A 19,246-nucleotide genomic window follows, 5' to 3' on the forward strand; every position below is an offset into this window, starting at 1 on the left:
AAATTCACTTGTATCCGCTTAAATTGATCAGGCAATGTGGTAGTTTTTACTGTAAGTCCTTGTGACTCAATGCCCAAAGAGGCATAATCCTACATTCGAATAAAAGCGGTGCGCTGTTTACGTATTCGCTGAACTTAACCCATATAGTTGGATTTCTAACGCTATGATGCGAACTCATTACTGCGGTTCTTTAACCGAAGCTCAAATTGACCAAACCGTTACACTATGCGGTTGGGTACATCGTCGTCGTGACCACGGTGGTGTCATTTTCCTAGATATGCGTGACCGTGACGGTCTTGTTCAGGTTGTAATCGATCCAGATACACCTGAAGCATTTGCAACAGCAGACAAAGCACGCTCTGAATTCGTATTAAAGATTGTAGGTCGTGTACGTCGTCGCTATGAAGGCACAGAAAATGCCAATATGGTCAGCGGTCAAATCGAAGTTTTAGGTAAAGAAATTGAAGTTCTTGCTGCATCTGAAACACCGCCATTCCCATTAAATGATGAAAACTCAAATATTTCTGAAGAAATTCGTTTGAAATATCGTTTCCTTGACATTCGTCGTCCAGAAATGATTGATCGTTTACGTTTCCGTTCGAAACTGACCAACCTGATTCGTAACTATTTCGAAGAAAATGGTTTCTTAGACGTTGAAACTCCTGTTTTAACACGTGCAACCCCTGAAGGTGCACGTGACTATTTAGTGCCAAGTCGTGTTTCTAACGGTAGCTTCTATGCGCTTCCACAATCACCACAATTATTCAAACAATTGTTGATGGTGGGTGGTATTGACCGTTATTACCAAATTGCTAAATGTTTCCGTGACGAAGATTTACGTGCAGACCGTCAGCCAGAATTCACCCAGATCGACGTTGAAACATCGTTCATGAGTGACGATGACATCATGGATTTGATGGAAAAATTAACTGTTAAAATGTTCAAAGAACTTTTAAATGTTGAATTCGACAAATTCCCACGTATGACTTATGCAGACGCAATGCGTGACTATGCATCTGACAAACCAGATATGCGTATTCCTTTGAAACTGGTTGACGTTGCAGACATGATGCAAGACGTTGAATTCAAAGTATTCGCTGGTCCTGCAAAAGATCCTAAAGGTCGTATTGTTGCACTTCGTGTACCAGGTGCTGGTGCATTACCACGTAGCCAAATCGACGAATATACTAAATTCGTGGGTATTTACGGTGCGAAAGGCTTGGCTTATATCAAAGTCAACGAACTTGAGAAAGGTATCGAAGGTCTTCAATCTCCAATCGTTAAATTCATTGAGCCAATTGTGCTTGATTTGTTGAAACGTGTTGGTGCTGAAAATGGCGACATCGTGTTCTTTGGTGCAGATAAAGCGAAAATTGTAAATGATGCAATGGGTGCTTTACGTATCAAAGTCGGTCACGATATGAAACTTGCAACTTGTGAGTGGGCACCACTTTGGGTTGTTGATTTCCCAATGTTTGAAGAAACTGATGATGGTAAATGGACATCTGTACATCACCCATTCACACTACCAAAATCAAGTGTTGAAGAAGTGAAGAACAACCCTGGTGCTGCTCTTTCAGTAGCATATGACATGGTTCTAAACGGTACTGAAGTTGGCGGTGGTTCTCTGCGTATCTTCAACCTTGAAATGCAAAAAGCAATCTTTGAAGCGCTTGGCATTGGTGAAGAAGAAGCAGAAGAAAAATTCAGCTTCTTGTTAAATGCATTGAAATTCGGTGCACCTCCGCATGGTGGTTTGGCATTTGGTCTTGACCGTTTGGTGATGTTGATGACTGGTTCATCTTCGATCCGTGACGTGATTGCATTCCCGAAAACCAAAACTGCTGAATGTCCATTGACTCAAGCACCTGCACCAGTTGAACCAAATCAATTGCGTGATTTAGGTATTCGCTTACGTGAAAAACCAAAAGCTGAAAATAAAGAAGCTTAATTCTTTATTTGCGTAATAAAACCCTGCCTTGGTGCAGGGTTTTTTTTTAATGATAAATGACCTGATCTCAACTGTCTGATATAAATCTTAAATTTAATAAATAACTAACTCTCTTTAATTTTTATTTTCGATTTGAAACTTTTAAACAGTCACTTTATATACTTTTTCAGATATGATGCAAAATATTGAACAAAGTTTCATTTATGACTCTTTTTTCCCTTTTTCCTGCATAAACTTTTAGCAGGCTTGATGAGTCACTTATGTATTTTATTTTAAAAATTATCGCCCTACTTCCGTTGTCTTTCCTACAACTTCTTGCAAGCTGGGTGGCTTGGTGGCTCAACCTCATCAATAGTTCCATGAAACGAATCACTGCAATCAATCTAAAAATTGCATATCCAGATTTAACACAAAAACAGCACAATGACTTAGTCAAAAGAAGTTTAAAAAGTCAGTGTATGACTTACTTAGAATTTATTAAATGTTGGGGGTCTACACCAACCTATAGCCTAAATTTATTAAGTGAAATTTATGGTGAACAGCATTATCTCGATGCATTGAACAATAAAAAAGGGATCATTATTGTTGTTCCACATTTTGGTTGTTGGGAATTACTCAATGCTTGGCTCAATTTATACACAGCCCCAGTGATTATGTATAAGCCTAATAAAAACAAAGGTATTAATCGTTATTTGATCGAAGCCCGTCAAAAAGCCAACGCCACTTTAGCTCCTACTGATGAAAGTGGAATTCGTGCCATTTTTAAACACCTCAAACAAGGTGGATTAACCGTTATATTACCTGATCATGTACCAAAACCATCTGGAGGAATTTTCTCAGATTTTTATGGGCAACATGCACTCAGTAGCACCTTAGTATCTAAATTAGCAAGTAAAACTCAGTGTAATGTTTTAGGCTTAAGCTGCATTCGTAACGAGCAGCAACCACAAAAATATTCTGTTCATTGTCAACCAATTGCAAATGAAATTCTATCAAAAGATCTTCAACTTTCTGTAGATACACTTAATACAGAAATGGAAAGGATGATTAACCAAGCACCTGAACAATATATTTGGTCATATAAACGTTTCCGTCGCTTATCTAACCAATGCAATATTTATCAAAAATCACATTAAGTTTGCATTTTAGAACATAAACATTAAAAAAATGATTGAAGATGCTTTACCTGATATTCAATTGAGATAAGTTCTCAAAAATGGCATACTACAACTGTTCATTTTACAGGTAATTCTCCAATGGCTATGCGTCCCGATGTTCGTCGTCATACGATTGTTCTTATTGCATTTGCACTAATTCAGTGGGGCTTTGTCTTATATATTTTAAATCATCAATTATTTGATTTAGATAAATATGAACGTATTTTATTATTCTGCTTAAGCTGTTTTGGCGGTGGTTTCCTTATTATGGGATCGCTGATTTATTTAGTGATCAAAGGTAATGCAGATCAAAAATAAAATTTTTAAACGTATGAATAAATAGTTTTATTTACTCATACGTTACTTTAATGATTGAGTCATTTTAAATATTTCTTTTTCAATTGCTCAAAATAACTAGAGTCATTTAATCCATTCATATAGTTTATTTTATGAATGTTAGTTTTTAATAAAATACGCTCAAAATTATTTTCATTATATTCTTCTTTAAGTTGAATTTGTAATAAATGAGGAAAAGTGTCATCAATCAGTAAAAATGATTGTTCAAACGAAGGACGCTTTAATAATTCATTAAACATAATTTGAAAGATAAAATAATGTGGAATATCTTGTTGAGTTTTCCAAAAATTCATCATTATCTCAAAACAAATATGTACTCCTTTATTCTCTTTTTTAGCAACAATAAAACTATTTAGAACATTTACAACATGTTCTTCACCCCAACCAAAATAATCAGTGTTAAAAGCTGTCCAAAAATCTTGATTTTCTGCAGAACTAACACGCTGAAACATAAAAAAATCTTGTTTTAAAATCACAGGATCAATTGGTGCTGTTAATAAAATTGTTGCATCAATCCAAATTCCTCCGTAAAGATCTAATAATGCCAGACGAATTAAATCTGCAAAAAAGGCAGGTTTAAATTGGGCATTTTTTTTCTTTTCCCAAATAAAGTCAGGTAAATCTAAATATTCCTGAACACTTTTTTCATCCAGTCGAATGACATGATAATCACCTTTGAAACGATCAACAGAAGCAAAACATAGTTTTACCGTATCATTTTGCTGTGCGGCAGCCAAGCCTTGCCCCCAGTATTGCCAAATGATTTTTTGATCAGTAAATTGCTTTTTAGCTTTTAATTGGAAATGATCTAACTTTCCATCGAAATATTGGTCTAAAAAAATATTCCAAAGTTTTGCTACATGTTGCTTCTGTAAAATATTTGCTTGTTTTTGTTGCAATTTTCGCTTTTTTTTAGGTACAAATATTGAATAAAATGTTCGCCAAGGCTGTTTTTTGAGACGTTTTAAACGCACAGTCTGAACTTCATCTTGAGAAAATAAATTAATCATATTTAGATCAAGGCTTTGATTGGCTAGATTATTTATTTTATTCTGTGACATTAAAAACCCATCCATTTTTTTATACGATCTATTATATCTAGTTGCTGATCTGCAAAAAGTTTAAATACATCAAACCATTGATCCTCACCTAAATAATGTATTTCAAAAAGTTCTGGCTCTTTTAATAGTGTTGTTAAATAAACGCCTTGATCATCATCAACAATATGTTGATTTAGCATATCGATTTGACATTGATATACTAAATTTGAAAATGCTAGCCACTTTTCAGGAGCTGCAACAATTACACCACCAATAATAAATGCTTGGTTATTAAAAATTGCATAATTTACATTTTCTTGATTAATATCAAAAACTTTTTTAATCGAAAAAAAGTGAACTTTTTCTAAGGAAAAAGAAAAATTCCATGCTTTAATTTTATTTAAAGTTTTTAAATTTCGACAATACCCAAAATCCACCCATGCAGCTAAAGATGAATTCACAAACCCTTCCTTAATGGCTTTTTTGACAAAATATGATTTTAAATTCGTCACTAAAACATATTCAGCCGACCAATATTCAGGATTTTTTAATTGTTCAGCACCAATATTTTTTTTAAAATCTTCACTTTTTTGAATATCTTCAATAGCTTGTTTACATGCATAAAACTTTTTATCTAAACAGATATCAATAATCGTTGTAGGCTTGTCTTTTCGAATCGCTTTGATTTTAGCAACATAATCTGTACTGGTAAAAATAACCATATGGTTTTCAAGATGAGCTAAATTAGAAAAATACTTAAAATATTTTTCTGTAGAACGCTCTAAATAACAAGGATGCCCATTTTCTACGCTCCAGCTTCCTCGTCCAATATCAAAAAAAGCAGTGATAATTGTAATTGACATTGAGTTGACCTATTTTGGGTACTTACTTAACATTATTTTAAAAATTCTTTTTAAAATCGAAACCTTCCATTTATAAAGTATCGTTTTTTGTACTTTTTCCTCTTTATTTAATAATTTTCTTTCTTGCTCAATATAGCTTTGCCCTGTTGAAATTTCATCTAGCTCTGGATGATCAAATAAAAAAGTCGCATAAAATTGACATGTTGGATCATAATCACGGATTTGTGACCAATGATCACATCCTTTTGGAACTTCGTGATAACGTATTAATAACTCTGCCATTTTTCGATCAATAATATAAGCATAAGTGTAAAATAAACGTCCGAAATAAATAGGATGTAACTTTAATACAGGCGTATGATTTACTTTTTCTATTAAAAAATTTCCACGAACTTTAGCACTACTTTTTAATTGTATTCCCCCCATACTTAAAAAAAAGCATGGATTTAAATTCAAACTTTTAACCTGAGTTTCTAAATCATTTAAATCTAAATCATGTAAACAAATCGCATCATCTTCAAAAATACATGCATATTGTTCATCAGATGCTAAGAAATCTTTAAATGCATTCACGTGCGACAAAGTACAACCCAGTTCAGCAGGACTAAGTGCTTTTTTACGTCCCGCCACTGCAAGTTTAAAATATTCAGCAGTCGGCAATTGCGCACCAATCACACCTATTTTTTTAAATTCATTTTGGTATTTTCCAAACGTTGGTTGTGCGAAGAAGCTTGCCAATCTTGCGCTGCCTTCCTTTTCAATACTAATTAAATATTTTTTCACTGCACGAACCTGAAACATTGATTTGGAAAAGAGCCATTATATTTCATTCGCCATTTAAATAGTATTTCCCATGTCATCGATCAATAGATTTTTTACAACAACACGATTATGATGGTCGTTTTTATTGATATGATCGCTTGATATGACTGCACTTGGTTTTTCTTCTGAGTATTACCATATAAAGATTGAAGAACTGCTTCAACTCAGTGATTCAAAGCTTGATCTGCAACTAAAAAATCAATTTCCACATTTCCAAGCAGATGCTGTGATCTTATTTATCGGTCAAGAATCTAAAAATATTGCCGACAGTCTATTTCAAGGGCGTGAAACCTTAATAAAAGCCCAACAACAAGGTTTAACCCATTTCCCTACATGGATCATGTTTGAACAACGAGCACCACATTTAGGCGTGCTAGGGCTACTTAAACCCATTCGTAAAAAATATCTAGACTTTTCAACACAAAGCTATGAAATTGCACTTAGCGATATTATTGATAATCACCTTGAACGTAATTTAAAAACTGAAGAAACCGCTTATAATTATAGCGATCGAAATAAATGGGGTGTGCCAAAAGATCAACGCCAAAGCCGCTTCCACGATATTGATATTTCATTTAAAGAACATGGTTATGATAAAAATCATCCCATGGCAATTATGTTATGCCGTGGTTTAGGTGTAAAAGATAAATTACATCAGGGACATCATCGGATGTTTTTTTGCCGAAAATACAATATTCCTTATGTACAAGTACAATTTTTAGCAACCAATAGTTTTTCAGGGCATTTAAAAACCTTCTTTTTATGGTTAAATAAAACCCTTAAATACAAGCAAGTGAACTAGATATGGCAACAGTTTCTATCTCGGTTGTTTTAACCCATTTTAATAAAGGTCCACTCTTACAACGAACAATAGAGTCCTTGCAACCAGACTTGCCTGAACTTTTAGAAATTATTGTGGCAGATGATGCTTCGACTGATCCAAATTGGAGAAATTTTTCCCAACAATTAGAACAACAATACCCTAAAGTTAAAATTATTCACAATATTGATAATAAAGGTCCTGCCAACCGTCTCAATCAAGGAGCCAATGCAGCACAAGGTGATTATCTGTTTTTTATGGATGCAGATGATGTACTCGCACCTAACCGCCTGAAACAAATTGTCGAATTGATGCAAGCTCAAAACTGCGATTTATTTTATGGTAATAAAGTTAAAATTCGTGATTTAGCAGAAATTCAACAGTATCCAACTATGGATACTTCTAGCATTGAACAACCACTGACCTACATGATTCAGCACAACATCATGGAAATGTGTGTTATGTGTTCAAAAGAGGTCTGGCAAAAATCTCAAGGTTGTAACTCAGGCTTATTTATTCAAGATGAATCTCTGGCTTTAGAATTAGGTGTAGTTGCGCAGAAATTATTATTTACCGAAACTGCCACCGTTTTTGTAATTTTAGATGCTGAAGAAACCAAAACCAAACGAGGTGATAACCGTTTATCTCAAAATTTAAATCAACAACATTATGATATGTTTTTTACTATTTATGATTTTTTAAATACGCATGATTTAAATCAAACACAGCAAAACTTACTGAAGAAAAAAGCGCTTTCCACCTATTGGAAAAGCCTAAAATCTCGTGATCAAAAAAGTTTAAAAGAGTTTTTTTATTATGCTTTAGCCAAAAGAAATCCACAAAAATGGTGGAGTTCTCGTGCTGAGCAGCTTAAATCTTACTTCTCTCAATTGGATCATGTTCGCAAACCACGTGCATAACTGATTAATACATTTTTCTGCTTTTATTTGAAGAGCTGTTCGAGAATATATTCCATGTCCATTCCTAAAGTGATTCACCAGATTTATTTACAAGGTGAAGATAATATTCCTGATAATATCAAAAAATCAGTGATTGAATTGCGTGAACGTAATCCTGATTGGGAATATCGCCTTTATGATGAAACACAAATTTTAGACTATATTCAAAAATATTATGATCAAAAAACATTAGATACTTATTTATTGATCCAAGAGAATTATGCTGCTGCTCGTTCTGATTTTTTTCGTTATTTACTCATGTATCAAGAAGGCGGGGTTTATCTCGATTTAAAAAGCTCATGTGCTGTGCCTTTTAATGACATTTTACGTGCAGACGATGAGTTTATTATTTGCGGTTGGGAAAATGAAGAAGGACAACAATATCAAGGTTATGGAATTAACAAACATCTAAAATTTTTAAAATATGGCGAATACCAACAGTGGAATATTATTACAAAGCCACATTCACCATTTTTAAAAGCAGTCATAGATGAAGTCAGTTTTCGGATCCATGACTATACCCCAATGAAATATCATGTGGGGCGTAAAGGTGTACTGAACACTACAGGACCTGTGCCCTACTCCATTGCCATTGAAAAAATAATTCAAACACAACAATATAAATATCGTTATGAGCGTTTTGCTGGTCAGTTTGGGCTGATTTATATCAATGCAGATACAACCGTGGTGAATAAAAATCACTACCGCCTACAAATTAACCCTGTGGTTAAGCTCAACGCATTTAACCAAATACTTTATAAATTATGGCTTTACTTACTGCACCCAAGAAAAGCCTTTAAACAGCATAAATAATTGCTTTGTAAGATTAAGCTCGTTTACCCAACTTCAAACGTAGTTTTACTGCAAACATTGAATCCTTACCGCTGATTTTAATCCGTTGTAGCTGCATAAAGTCAGGGCTTAGACCATCAATGCCTTCTTTGGTGGTAACTGCATTGTGATAACCTGCCTGTTTTGCCAAATCGACATCACGTTGTGAATAGATTCCAAAGGGATAAGCAAAACTTGTCACCGCTTGCTGAGTCAGTTGCTCCAGTTGTATTTTAGAGTCCTGTAACTCATGTAAACACTGCTCATCCGTCAGTTTATCCAGATTGGCATGAGTCAGGGTATGTGAACCAATTTCAACCACAGCACCTTGTGCCAAAAAACGGACTTGTTCATCATTAAGTTTAAGCTCACGTGCCAATTCACCACTATTATGATGGGCTTTTTTATAAGTAGACCAATCACGATCATGACGATCAACCACCACATAAATCGTGGCTTTGGCTTGATATTTTTCTAAAATAGGATAAGCATTTTCCAGATTGTCCAGATAGCCATCATCAAAAGTAATGGCAACCGTTTTTTCAGGGTGTTTGCCCCAATTCTGCTGTAATTCCTGCATGGTCACAAAGTGAAAACCTTGTGCTTTCATCCATGCGATTTGCTTTTCAAACTCAGCAGGTTTGACTCGTAATTTATTGAACTTCGCACCCTCTATATGCTCGCGCACCATGTGATACATCAGAACACGCGGACGTTTCCAATCTACAGCAGGTTTCCACCATGCATATTTCATGCTAAATGCAATCATTAAAACCAACAGTAAAATGAGAATATAAATCACGGTCATGACCAGTTATTTTGCTAAAAGATATGTTGCCACACGATCTGCTTCTTTAAAAGTCTGTGCTTGTGGTAAATCAGCAATGTTTTCAGCAGTGGAAATCAAATGTGCTGTCAAAATCTGATCGATAGATTGCGTGATTCGATCTTGCTTGCTGCGATCAATTAAAATCGTCCCAACTTTACATCCTGCCGTCAATGCCTCAAAAATCATTGAAACACTGTCCTCTGTCACCCAAACTGCTTCTGCTAATTGCATTTGTTCAAAAATCCAGCCTTGTGGTGTTTGCTCTACAGGAAAAATTTGTAATTTTTCTGCATATTTTTTTTGCTTTAATTGACTCAAAAAATCTGCGGGTGTACGTCTTGATGTGGTTAAAATGATATCGCCATGCGGATTTTGCTGAACAATATTTTCAATTGCAGTTAAAACTTTTTGATCATTCCATGTATGACGTTTTGATGAACCACCCAGTGCAATCAAAATGCGACCTGAAATATGCCGTTGCTCATCGACAATGGGATTCAGCGCACCTTTACTCACAATCACATTGCCCTGTTCTGCCACACCATCATGTTCAGGAATCACAGCATAATCAAACCATGAGCATGGAAAATTTGGCTTCATCAAAATGACAGTTTTTGCCTGTTTATAGATTTTCCCCAACAACAAAACCCTGAATTGAGTATGGCTTCCCACCCCAAAGATATAATCAGGTGTTTGTTGAAGCTGAGGAATTTTATGTTGCATCATTCCCATCATTAAAGGAAAAATCGAAAGCTCCGCAATTGAGATTTCTTCAAAAGTGACAGCTTGCTGAGATTGTCTTTGCATCGCTTTAAACAAGCCCATTGCCTGTGAACGATGTCCTGCTTTTCCATCACTGACGTAGACAATATGCATGAAAACCCTTATTTAACCGCTCTAAAAATCATAAAAAAAGGCGAAACCAAGTTCCGCCTTTTTATCTTAACCGATCAACTTATTTTACGTAAGTCAACCAATGTGCATATTTAGGATCTTTACCCTGAACTGCATCAAAGAATGCTTTTTGAATTTTCTCAGTGATCGGACCACGCGCACCAGAGCCAATTTCACGATCATCATATTCACGGATTGGCGTTACTTCAGCAGCAGTACCTGTGAAGAATGCTTCATCACCAATGTAGAATTCATCACGCGTAATACGACGTTCAAATACTTCAATACCAAGGTCTTTCGCAATGGTAATGATGGTTTGACGAGTAATACCATCCAATGCACCGCCTGCGATATCAGGTGTATGCAATGCGCCATCTTTAACTAAGAATACGTTTTCGCCTGAACCTTGACATACATAACCTTGCGGGTCCATCAACATTGCTTCGTCATAACCTGCTTGAGCAACTTCTTGGTGCGCAAGAATAGAAAGCGTGTAGTTACCCGCAGCTTTTGCCTTACACATCGTCACGTTCGGGTGATGATGCGTAAATGATGAAGTTTTAACACGAATGCCTTTCGCCATTGCGTCATCACCAAGGTAAGCACCCCAGCTCCACGCTGCTACAGTTGCATGAATCGTATTGTCTGTTGCAGCAATCCCGAGTTTTTCCGAACCAATGAAAATGATTGGACGTAAATAGCAAGAAGCTAATTTATTTTCACGTACAACATCAATTTGAGCTTGTTCTAAAGTTGCTTGATCAAATGGAACTTTCATTTGATAAATTTTTGCAGAATTTAACAAACGTTTTGTATGGTCTTGGAGACGGAAAATCGCGGTACCATTTGGTGTTTCATAAGCTCGGACGCCTTCAAACACACCCATACTATAATGTAAAGTATGGGTTAAAACGTGAACTTTCGCTTCACGCCAATCAACCATTTGTCCATCTTGCCAAATAAAACCATCACGATCAGCCAAATTCATGGCACACACTCCAAATTTTTACACTATTATTCACTTTCCAAAGCGAAAGTCGCTGTTGGATCAATTAATCTTTGCCATAACTTACAAACGACCTCTCGGGTATCGTGCCAATCAGCTGCGCTAACTTGCATATTATGATTTGCAAGTGCTAAGCGATGGCTCTCGGCGCGTTCACTAAGATAAGCTTGAATCAGTGCGGATACATCGTCGCTGGATAAGCAACCTGCCTTTGCGGCATCCTCAAGAATTCTAACATTGTCGGAATAATGGGCGAGATCAGGATTCGTCCCACTCCAGGCTAATACAACATACTGTGCCATAAATTCAATGTCAACGATACCACCTGCATCCTGTTTTAAATGAAAAATTCCATCTTTTTTCTGTTCTTTAGATGAACCCAGATGATCTTTCATTTTTTGCCGCATGTTCAAGACTTCTCTGCGGACAGTTTCCTCTTCTCGGGGCAAAGTCAAAATCCGACAACGTAGTTGTTCAAACTTGGTTCTTAAGATGACTTCACCTGCGATAGAACGCGCTCGTACAATCGCCTGATGCTCCCATAACCATGCATTTTTTAATTGATATTGTTCAAATGCTTTTAGACTGGTCACCAAAAGCCCTGCTTCACCTGATGGACGTAAACGCGTATCCACCTCATACACTCGACCATCAAGGGTTTGCGTGGTCATTAAAGACATAAATTTCTGCGCAACGCGCATAGCAAATTCAAAACCACTAATGACTTTCATGCCATCGGTATCGGCTTGTTCATCCATATAATGAATAAAGACCAAATCCAAGTCCGAACCATAGCCCAACTCAATTCCACCCAATTTACCGTAGCCTGCAACAACAAAAGCCATGTGATCAAGTGAACAACGCTGCCCTTCTGCGTCTAATGGATAACCATGCCGTTTCGCCACAGTTTGATAAGCAAGATTCAAGGTCGCGATCACCGATACTTCGGCAATATCAGTCAAGGCATCCGATACTTTCATCAAAGGGCTTTCAGCTAAAACATCACTTGCTGCAACGGTAAGAACATTAGATTTTTTAAATAAACGCAAGACACGCATTTGATCTTCAACTTGATCAATTTCAATGCGGAGTAACTGTTGACGTAATGAATCTTCCAGATCTTTGCGTTTTGGTAATTCAAAATCCATAGACAAAAATTCATCTAACAGCACTGGATAATGCGTCAATTCCTCACAGATCCAAGGGCTTACTGTTGCCATTTTCACAAGACGTTGCAATGCACCTTTACTTTCAATCAACATCACCAAATACACGGTACGGCGCATAACCGATTCGACCAAGGGCATGAGACGCATCAAAGCCACTTGTGGTTTATTTGACTGTAAAATCGCTTCAATCAAATGTGGCCAAAACTCTTTTAAACGTTGTACTGCTTTTGCTGGTAATTTTTTAATCGCATGCCCAAACCAAAACTCATGTACCAGATTTTTAGCATCAGCATCTAATACTTCATCCAATTTTTTTTCGAGCTGACTAAAACTTTCAGCAGGTGAGTCATAACCTTTTTCTTTAATCAAATGCTCAAATTGATAAATTACTTTATTACGTTTTTGATTGAGAAAATCTAAAAATGCTTCCCATGTTGCAAAACCTAAAGTCTGATAAATTCGTTTGCGTAGTTCAGGTTCTGTAGGTAAAGATTGGGTTTGTTGATCATTTAAAGCTTGGATCGCATGTTCAACACGACGAAGGAAAAGATAAGCATCCTCAAGGTCTAAAACAGACTGCTCATCTAATAAACCAACTTCACCCAAATGTTTTAGGCTGACTAAACATTGACGATCTTGCAACTCTAATTTTGAACCACCATAAATGAGTTGAAATACTTGGACAATAAATTCAACTTCACGGATTCCACCTGCACCTAGCTTAATATCATCTGCAATATTACGACGCGCAACTTCACGCTCGATCATGGCTTTCATTTCACGCATGGCTTCAAAAGCGGTGTAATCTACATATTTGCGAAAAACAAAAGGTCGTGTCATTTCTAACAGCTCATCGCCTTCTTTTCCGCCAGACACGATACGCGCCTTAATCCATGCATAACGCTCCCATTCACGCCCATGCTGACTGAGATATTTCTCTAATGCGACGTGACTAATCGCCAGTGCTGAACCATCACCCCAAGGGCGTAAACGCATATCGACACGAAATACAAAACCATCTGCGGTAATATGCTCCAACAAATAAATCAGCTTTTGTCCCCAATGAATACAAAACTGCTGAACTTCAACGCATTTGCGACCGTTGGTTTCTCCCTGTTCATCAAAAGCAAAAATCAGGTCAATATCACTGGATAAATTCAGCTCTTGCGCACCCAGTTTACCCATCGCAATCACAATCAGATCTTGCTCTTTGCCATTGTAACCAATCGGCTCTCCATACTTGGCAATTAATGGAATTCTTGCAAAATCTTTGGCTGCATTAATACTTGCATCAGCAAAATCGGAAAGTTCACGTGTCAATGTAACCACATCTGTGAGTTGATTAGCATCTTGCCAAATCCAACGAAACATCAAGCGAGCACGTAAAATACGAATGGCTTTCATCCACTCGGCTTCTTCTTGTAAATTTTTTAACGTGTCTTGAACGAGATGCTGTAATTGCGCCGTTGATAACGATTGTTTAAATTCATCAAAGGCATAATCTTGTTGTAAAATTGCTTGATGTAAACTTAAAACCTGTTCTGCATACTGACTTGCACCTAAAGTTTTTTGCAATTGCTCAGCGTTCATCGAAAAAGCCTATATTTCTTAATCTATTTTTATCTTTATATCAGTTACAGCCTTCTTGTGGTCAATATTTTTCGCTTGAAATCAAAGTAAAATTGAGCTTTAAACTTTCACTCGTTCTTTAGGACTATCGTGTTCATTCATCAATGATTGATGTGAGTTTTTAGCGATAGGTAATACAACTTTAAATGTTGTGCCTTTACCTTGTTGGGAGGTCGCAGAAATTTCGCCATGGTTTAAGTCTACAAATCTTTTACATAAGACCAACCCCAAACCTGTCCCTTTTTCTCCTGCTGTCCCTTTAAAACTTGCATTAATTTCTGGCTCAAAAATCTTTTTTATTTGCGCATCTGTCATACCTAATCCTGTATCTTGGATCAGAATTTCGATACCGTTTGAAATTTCTCTTGCAGACATACGCACCTTTCCTGAACCATCTACATGAGTAAACTTAAGCGCATTAGAAACCAAGTTTTGTAATAATGACGTAATCATATTAATATCGCCACATACTTTTAATTCTTCAGGAATATCATCAATTAACAAAATATTTTTATTTACAGCCAAACTATTTAAAACATCAAAAACAATTTTAGAACTTTGTTTTAATTTAAAATTAATAGGATGATAAACAAAACGTCCACCTTCTGCCATTGCCCAATTTAATAAGTTTTCTAATAAATTATATGTAGACTGAGCTGTGTCATATAAATATTCTGAAATATTATGTACACTTTCTTCATCTAAACTTGCGCGCTCTTGTGCTAATACTTCTGAAAAACCCAACAAACCGTGAAATGGTGCTCTTAAATCATGAGCAATAATCTGAAAAAATTTAGTTTTACTAAAATTTAATGCAAGTTGTTGTTCATATAAGTCTTTTAATTCTTCGTGCTCTCTGTTCATTTCAATGACTTTAATCAGCCCTTGAATAAAATCCTGCACAAATACATCATTTTCTTGATCAAAATTTTCCGTTTTATCATCAAAAAAAGTCACTTTACCCAGTGATTCTTGCTCATTTTTTTGAATATCAAAACAAATAACACGACGATGATCTACACCAATATCAATAAGATGCTGTGAAAATGATGCATAATTTGGATGTGTAGGGTCTATTTTCTGATGACCCGCAAAATAAAAATGCAAATTGGCATCTGGACTTGCTAAAAAAGCTTTAAATTCAGATTGATTTGAATACCAAACATAAGGTTCATTGGCAAATGAGATAATGGCATTTTCTACATTTAGTAATTTTCTTGCTATTTTTAAAAACCGCTCAACAGAGTTTTCTTGACTTAATACGCCGAGTAGTAATGATAATTTACATGCGCTCAGCTTGTCAGCCTGACCCATCTCTAAGAGCTTTAATCTCATGGCTGCCTCGTTTTTAGATGACAAAAAGATAACGACCTACAATGTTTTACATGATTTTACGCTTTTATAATATAACAACAATATTTAGCGAATTATATAGTCACTGGTCAATAATATTTACTTATATGACCTTAGGTATTTTGTAAGTTTTAAATAAAAAATAATAGAATAAAATTCCTATAAATACTAATTAAAACAACAATTTTGAATCACCTAAATAAAACCAAAAGATAAAATAAAAATAACTCAATGAAGATAAAATATATTTTATTACATTTTAATTTTTCATTTATTCAAATTTATTTTCCTCTGAACTTTTTTTAAAGTTAAACAGCGGTATATTTTAAAAACTTCCATTCATATTATCTATTCATATTCTATATTTATCTTATTATTTCGATCATGATTTATTTTCAATTTACTAAACGCATATCTTTTTTAAAAAGCAATAATTCTTATTTAAGCTCATAACCACCGCTCACCAGTAGATTAAAAACACATTTTTCATTAAAATACCCCGTGCATCGTTTTGTTTAAATAAAATGAGAACGCTACCCACATCACCACGACCTTAACAAACAACTTAACAATTTGTTGTTTAACAGGTTTTGATTTGAGTTCTAGGTTTGAAACAACCAATGCTTGTAATGTTATAACGCATGTGCAAGTCTGCGAAATTCTCTTTTAAGTTTTTAAAAGCCCATACAGTAACTTTAGTAGATCATCGCATGCTTCGAAACAGTACAGTGATTGTTCATTTGAACCCTCTAGAACACTGAAATAAAACGTGATGACAGTCACTGAAAGAAATGAATATGTGAAACCCAAGATAGAAATTATCTTTAATAAAAGGTTCATCACATCGCTTTAGCATCATTTCCTAGCGAAATGTCGTTATCACTCGATCGTACATTGACTGCAATGCAATGAACCTTGATACTTTCAGTGTTTTTATTTAAGCAAATCGGTTCGTAGGGACTGAACCAAAAGTTTGGTCCTCAAAAACATAATCTAAAGCAAGGGGCTATATATGGCTGGTGGAAAGTCAACAATCATTTACACATTGACCGACGAGGCGCCACTGTTAGCGACCTATTCGCTGCTACCGATCATTGAGACCTTTACTAAGCCCGCTGGCGTAGAGATTGTAAAAACAGATATCTCTGTCGCTGCTCGTGTGCTTGCAGAATTTACAGATTACCTAACAGATGAGCAAAAGTTACCGAACAACCTTGCAGAATTAGGTCGTCTTACTCAAGATCCTGATACAAATATCATCAAACTTCCAAATATTAGTGCATCTGTTGCCCAATTAACAGCATGTATCAAAGAGCTTCAATCTAAAGGTTTTGCGATTCCTGATTATCCAGAAAATCCAACCACTGATGAAGAGAAAGAAATCAAAGCACGTTATGGCAAATGCTTAGGCTCTGCTGTAAACCCAGTTTTACGTGAAGGTAACTCTGACCGCCGTGCGCCAACTGCTGTAAAAAATTACGCGAAAAAACATCCACATTCTATGAGTGAATGGAAACAATGGTCACAAACCCACGTTTCACACATGGATGAAGGTGACTTCTATCACGGCGAAAAGTCCATGACTTTGGATCGTGCGCGTAATGTCAAAATGGAATTGATCACTAAGTCGGGTGAAACTATCGTTCTTAAGCCAAAAGTTGCGCTTCAAGACGGCGAAATCATCGACTCAATGTTCATGAGCAAAAAAGCACTTTGCGACTTCTATGAAAAAGAATTAGATGATTGTAAAGAAGCAGGCATTTTGTTCTCTTTACACGTTAAAGCAACCATGATGAAAGTTTCACACCCGATCGTATTCGGTCACTGTGTGAAAATTTATTATAAAGAAGCGTTTGAAAAACACGCTAAATTATTCGCTGAATTAGGCATTAACGTAAACAACGGTATGGCGGGTCTTTATGAAAAGATCGCAACTTTACCAACATCTTTACGTGAAGAAATCATCGAAGATTTACATGCTTGTCAAGAACACCGCCCTGCTTTGGCAATGGTAGATTCTGCAAAAGGCATCACAAACTTCCATTCACCAAATGACGTGATTGTTGATGCTTCTATGCCTGCAATGATCCGTGGTGGTGGTAAAATGTGGGGTGCTGATGGCAAACCTTACGACTGTAAAGCAGTCATGCCTGAGTCTACATTTGCACGTATTTACCAAGAAATGATCAACTTCTGTAAATGGAATGGTAACTTCGATCCACGCACCATGGGTACTGTACCTAACGTTGGTTTGATGGCACAAAAAGCTGAAGAATACGGTTCACACGACAAAACTTTCGAAGTTTCTGCTGCTGGTGTTGCAAACATCACTGACATCGAAACTGGTGAAGTATTGATGTCTCAAAACGTTGAGGAAGGCGATATCTGGCGTATGTGTCAGGTGAAAGATGCACCGATCCGTGACTGGGTAAAACTTGCTGTAACGCGTGCGCGTAACTCTGGCATGCCTGCAATCTTCTGGTTAGACCCGTACCGTCCACACGAAAATGAATTGATCAAGAAAGTTCAAACTTACTTGAAAGATCACGACACTGCTGGTTTAGACATTCAAATCATGTCTCAAGTACGTGCAATGCGTTATACACTTGAACGTGTCGCGCGTGGTCTAGATACAATCTCTGTAACGGGTAACATTTTACGTGACTACTTAACAGATTTGTTCCCAATCATGGAGTTGGGTACTTCTGCGAAAATGTTGTCTATCGTTCCGTTAATGGCGGGCGGTGGTATGTACGAAACTGGTGCTGGTGGTTCTGCGCCTAAACACGTACAACAATTGGTAGAAGAAAACCACTTACGTTGGGATTCTTTAGGTGAGTTCTTAGCACTTGCTGTTTCTCTTGAAGAAATGGGCATTAAAGAAGACAACGCGAAAGCGAAACTTCTTGCTAAAACATTAGACCAAGCAACAGGTAAACTTCTCGACAACGATAAATCTCCATCACGTCGTACGGGTGAACTTGATAACCGTGGTAGCCATTTCTATCTTGCTAAATTCTGGGCTGAAGCTTTGGCTGCACAAGATGAAGATGCTGAGCTTAAAGCGAAGTTTGCACCACTTGCTAAAACACTTACTGACAACGAAGATAAAATCGTTGCTGAACTTGCTGCAGTGCAAGGTAAAGCTGCTGATATCGGTGGTTACTACGCAGTAGATACAGCAAAAGTTGATGCGGTAATGCGCCCAAGCGCAACGCTTAATGCAGCACTTGCTTCTGCTTAAGTAAAAAACTTATCTCAATATACAGAGATATAAAAACCGATGCTAAGGCATCGGTTTTTTATTTACGCTATACGCTTTTTCAATCTTCTTGCACCTTATAACCAAATTTTTGAATAAATATCTGAATGATCAAATTTTGCTGATGTTTTAAGCCTGTGCGGGACGAATCACAGCAAATATCAACGCTAGCGTCCATACACCCAATATTGTGATATTTTTCATTCTATTTTCCTTATGATTAAAATCTTTTTTAGCCTTAAAATAATGTCTATCTTCATCAATATGGAACTTTATTTAGCCATAAAAGATACGTTTCATCTGA

General features: G+C 36.3%; 15 protein-coding genes. 7 read left to right on the plus strand and 8 right to left on the minus strand.

Annotated features, from left to right (window positions below):
* The first annotated feature begins 163 nt into the window (after positions 1-163).
* From aspS to HX124_RS12005, 3 genes are all read left to right on the plus strand, one after another.
* Positions 164-1,951 (plus strand): aspartate--tRNA ligase, encoded by a 1,788-nt coding sequence (gene aspS / locus HX124_RS11995; RefSeq protein ID WP_286383269.1) that lies wholly within the window; start codon positions 164-166, stop codon positions 1,949-1,951.
* A 260-nt stretch (positions 1,952-2,211) separates the two neighbouring features.
* Positions 2,212-3,087: a lysophospholipid acyltransferase family protein gene (locus HX124_RS12000; RefSeq protein ID WP_286383268.1), complete on the plus strand. Its 876-nt coding sequence runs from the start codon at positions 2,212-2,214 to the stop codon at positions 3,085-3,087.
* A gap of 120 nt (positions 3,088-3,207) precedes the next feature.
* The gene (locus HX124_RS12005) at positions 3,208-3,426 is read left to right on the plus strand and encodes a hypothetical protein (RefSeq protein ID WP_107008073.1); all 219 of its coding nucleotides are present in this window, start codon (positions 3,208-3,210) and stop codon (positions 3,424-3,426) included.
* 59 nt (positions 3,427-3,485) lie between these two features.
* On the opposite strand, the gene HX124_RS12010 is transcribed toward HX124_RS12005, so the two are convergent.
* Genes HX124_RS12010 through HX124_RS12020 form a run of 3 tightly spaced genes read right to left on the minus strand, consistent with a single transcriptional unit; the run spans position 3,486 to position 6,151 of the window.
* Positions 3,486-4,526 (minus strand): capsular polysaccharide synthesis protein, encoded by a 1,041-nt coding sequence (locus tag HX124_RS12010; protein ID WP_286377658.1) that lies wholly within the window; start codon positions 4,524-4,526, stop codon positions 3,486-3,488.
* On the minus strand, positions 4,526-5,368 hold the full coding sequence (locus HX124_RS12015) for a WlaTC/HtrL family glycosyltransferase (protein WP_107008075.1): 843 nt from the start codon (positions 5,366-5,368) through the stop codon (positions 4,526-4,528). The genes HX124_RS12010 and HX124_RS12015 overlap by 1 nt, the downstream gene beginning before the upstream one ends.
* 9 nt (positions 5,369-5,377) lie before the next feature.
* Positions 5,378-6,151 (minus strand): glycosyltransferase family 25 protein, encoded by a 774-nt coding sequence (locus HX124_RS12020; protein ID WP_286383267.1) that lies wholly within the window; start codon positions 6,149-6,151, stop codon positions 5,378-5,380.
* A 142-nt stretch (positions 6,152-6,293) separates the two neighbouring features.
* Between HX124_RS12020 and HX124_RS12025 the strand changes: the two genes are divergently transcribed.
* From HX124_RS12025 to HX124_RS12035, 3 genes are read left to right on the plus strand one after another with little or no spacing between them, the layout of a single operon-like run.
* Complete coding sequence (locus tag HX124_RS12025) at positions 6,294-6,992, plus strand: hypothetical protein (RefSeq protein ID WP_286383266.1); 699 nt, start codon at positions 6,294-6,296, stop codon at positions 6,990-6,992.
* A 2-nt stretch (positions 6,993-6,994) separates the two neighbouring features.
* Positions 6,995-7,930 carry a glycosyltransferase family 2 protein gene (locus HX124_RS12030; RefSeq protein ID WP_286383265.1) on the plus strand — a complete coding sequence of 312 codons (936 nt, stop codon included), beginning with the start codon at positions 6,995-6,997 and terminating at the stop codon, positions 7,928-7,930.
* A gap of 54 nt (positions 7,931-7,984) precedes the next feature.
* The gene (locus tag HX124_RS12035; RefSeq protein ID WP_286383264.1) at positions 7,985-8,782 is read left to right on the plus strand and encodes a glycosyltransferase family 32 protein; all 798 of its coding nucleotides are present in this window, start codon (positions 7,985-7,987) and stop codon (positions 8,780-8,782) included.
* Between the two features lie 13 nt (positions 8,783-8,795).
* Here HX124_RS12035 and HX124_RS12040 read toward each other — a convergent pair whose 3' ends face one another.
* The 5 genes from HX124_RS12040 to HX124_RS12060 form a co-directional block, all read right to left on the minus strand.
* On the minus strand, positions 8,796-9,602 hold the full coding sequence (locus tag HX124_RS12040; RefSeq protein ID WP_286383312.1) for a polysaccharide deacetylase family protein: 807 nt from the start codon (positions 9,600-9,602) through the stop codon (positions 8,796-8,798).
* A gap of 12 nt (positions 9,603-9,614) precedes the next feature.
* Positions 9,615-10,505, minus strand: coding sequence for an ELM1/GtrOC1 family putative glycosyltransferase (locus tag HX124_RS12045; protein ID WP_286383263.1), 891 nt, complete (start codon positions 10,503-10,505; stop codon positions 9,615-9,617).
* A 79-nt stretch (positions 10,506-10,584) separates the two neighbouring features.
* Complete coding sequence (locus HX124_RS12050) at positions 10,585-11,511, minus strand: branched-chain amino acid transaminase (protein WP_130074175.1); 927 nt, start codon at positions 11,509-11,511, stop codon at positions 10,585-10,587.
* 26 nt (positions 11,512-11,537) lie between these two features.
* The gene (gene glnE / locus HX124_RS12055) at positions 11,538-14,288 is read right to left on the minus strand and encodes a bifunctional [glutamate--ammonia ligase]-adenylyl-L-tyrosine phosphorylase/[glutamate--ammonia-ligase] adenylyltransferase (RefSeq protein WP_286383262.1); all 2,751 of its coding nucleotides are present in this window, start codon (positions 14,286-14,288) and stop codon (positions 11,538-11,540) included.
* Between the two features lie 99 nt (positions 14,289-14,387).
* The gene (locus tag HX124_RS12060) at positions 14,388-15,662 is read right to left on the minus strand and encodes a sensor histidine kinase (protein ID WP_286383261.1); all 1,275 of its coding nucleotides are present in this window, start codon (positions 15,660-15,662) and stop codon (positions 14,388-14,390) included.
* A gap of 1,030 nt (positions 15,663-16,692) precedes the next feature.
* Here HX124_RS12060 and HX124_RS12065 point away from each other — a divergent pair.
* Positions 16,693-18,924 carry an NADP-dependent isocitrate dehydrogenase gene (locus HX124_RS12065; RefSeq protein WP_286383260.1) on the plus strand — a complete coding sequence of 744 codons (2,232 nt, stop codon included), beginning with the start codon at positions 16,693-16,695 and terminating at the stop codon, positions 18,922-18,924.
* Positions 18,925-19,246 lie beyond the last annotated feature (322 nt).

Origin of the sequence: Acinetobacter sp. 226-1 (genome assembly GCF_030329325.1) — a bacterium.
Lineage (GTDB): Bacteria > Pseudomonadota > Gammaproteobacteria > Pseudomonadales > Moraxellaceae > Acinetobacter > Acinetobacter sichuanensis.

Excerpts from the sequence above, each read along its gene's own strand:
- aspS (WP_286383269.1), top strand. The coding sequence starts at position 164 with ATGATGCGAACTCATTACTGCGGTTCTTTAACCGAAGCTCAAATTGAC.
- HX124_RS12000 (WP_286383268.1), top strand. The coding sequence starts at position 2,212 with ATGTATTTTATTTTAAAAATTATCGCCCTACTTCCGTTGTCTTTCCTA.
- HX124_RS12005 (WP_107008073.1), top strand. The coding sequence starts at position 3,208 with ATGGCTATGCGTCCCGATGTTCGTCGTCATACGATTGTTCTTATTGCA.
- HX124_RS12010 (WP_286377658.1), bottom strand. The coding sequence starts at position 4,526 with ATGTCACAGAATAAAATAAATAATCTAGCCAATCAAAGCCTTGATCTA.
- HX124_RS12015 (WP_107008075.1), bottom strand. The coding sequence starts at position 5,368 with ATGTCAATTACAATTATCACTGCTTTTTTTGATATTGGACGAGGAAGC.
- HX124_RS12025 (WP_286383266.1), top strand. The coding sequence starts at position 6,294 with ATGACTGCACTTGGTTTTTCTTCTGAGTATTACCATATAAAGATTGAA.
- HX124_RS12030 (WP_286383265.1), top strand. The coding sequence starts at position 6,995 with ATGGCAACAGTTTCTATCTCGGTTGTTTTAACCCATTTTAATAAAGGT.
- HX124_RS12035 (WP_286383264.1), top strand. The coding sequence starts at position 7,985 with ATGTCCATTCCTAAAGTGATTCACCAGATTTATTTACAAGGTGAAGAT.
- HX124_RS12045 (WP_286383263.1), bottom strand. The coding sequence starts at position 10,505 with ATGCATATTGTCTACGTCAGTGATGGAAAAGCAGGACATCGTTCACAG.
- HX124_RS12050 (WP_130074175.1), bottom strand. The coding sequence starts at position 11,511 with ATGAATTTGGCTGATCGTGATGGTTTTATTTGGCAAGATGGACAAATG.
- glnE (WP_286383262.1), bottom strand. The coding sequence starts at position 14,288 with ATGAACGCTGAGCAATTGCAAAAAACTTTAGGTGCAAGTCAGTATGCA.
- HX124_RS12060 (WP_286383261.1), bottom strand. The coding sequence starts at position 15,662 with ATGAGATTAAAGCTCTTAGAGATGGGTCAGGCTGACAAGCTGAGCGCA.
- HX124_RS12065 (WP_286383260.1), top strand. The coding sequence starts at position 16,693 with ATGGCTGGTGGAAAGTCAACAATCATTTACACATTGACCGACGAGGCG.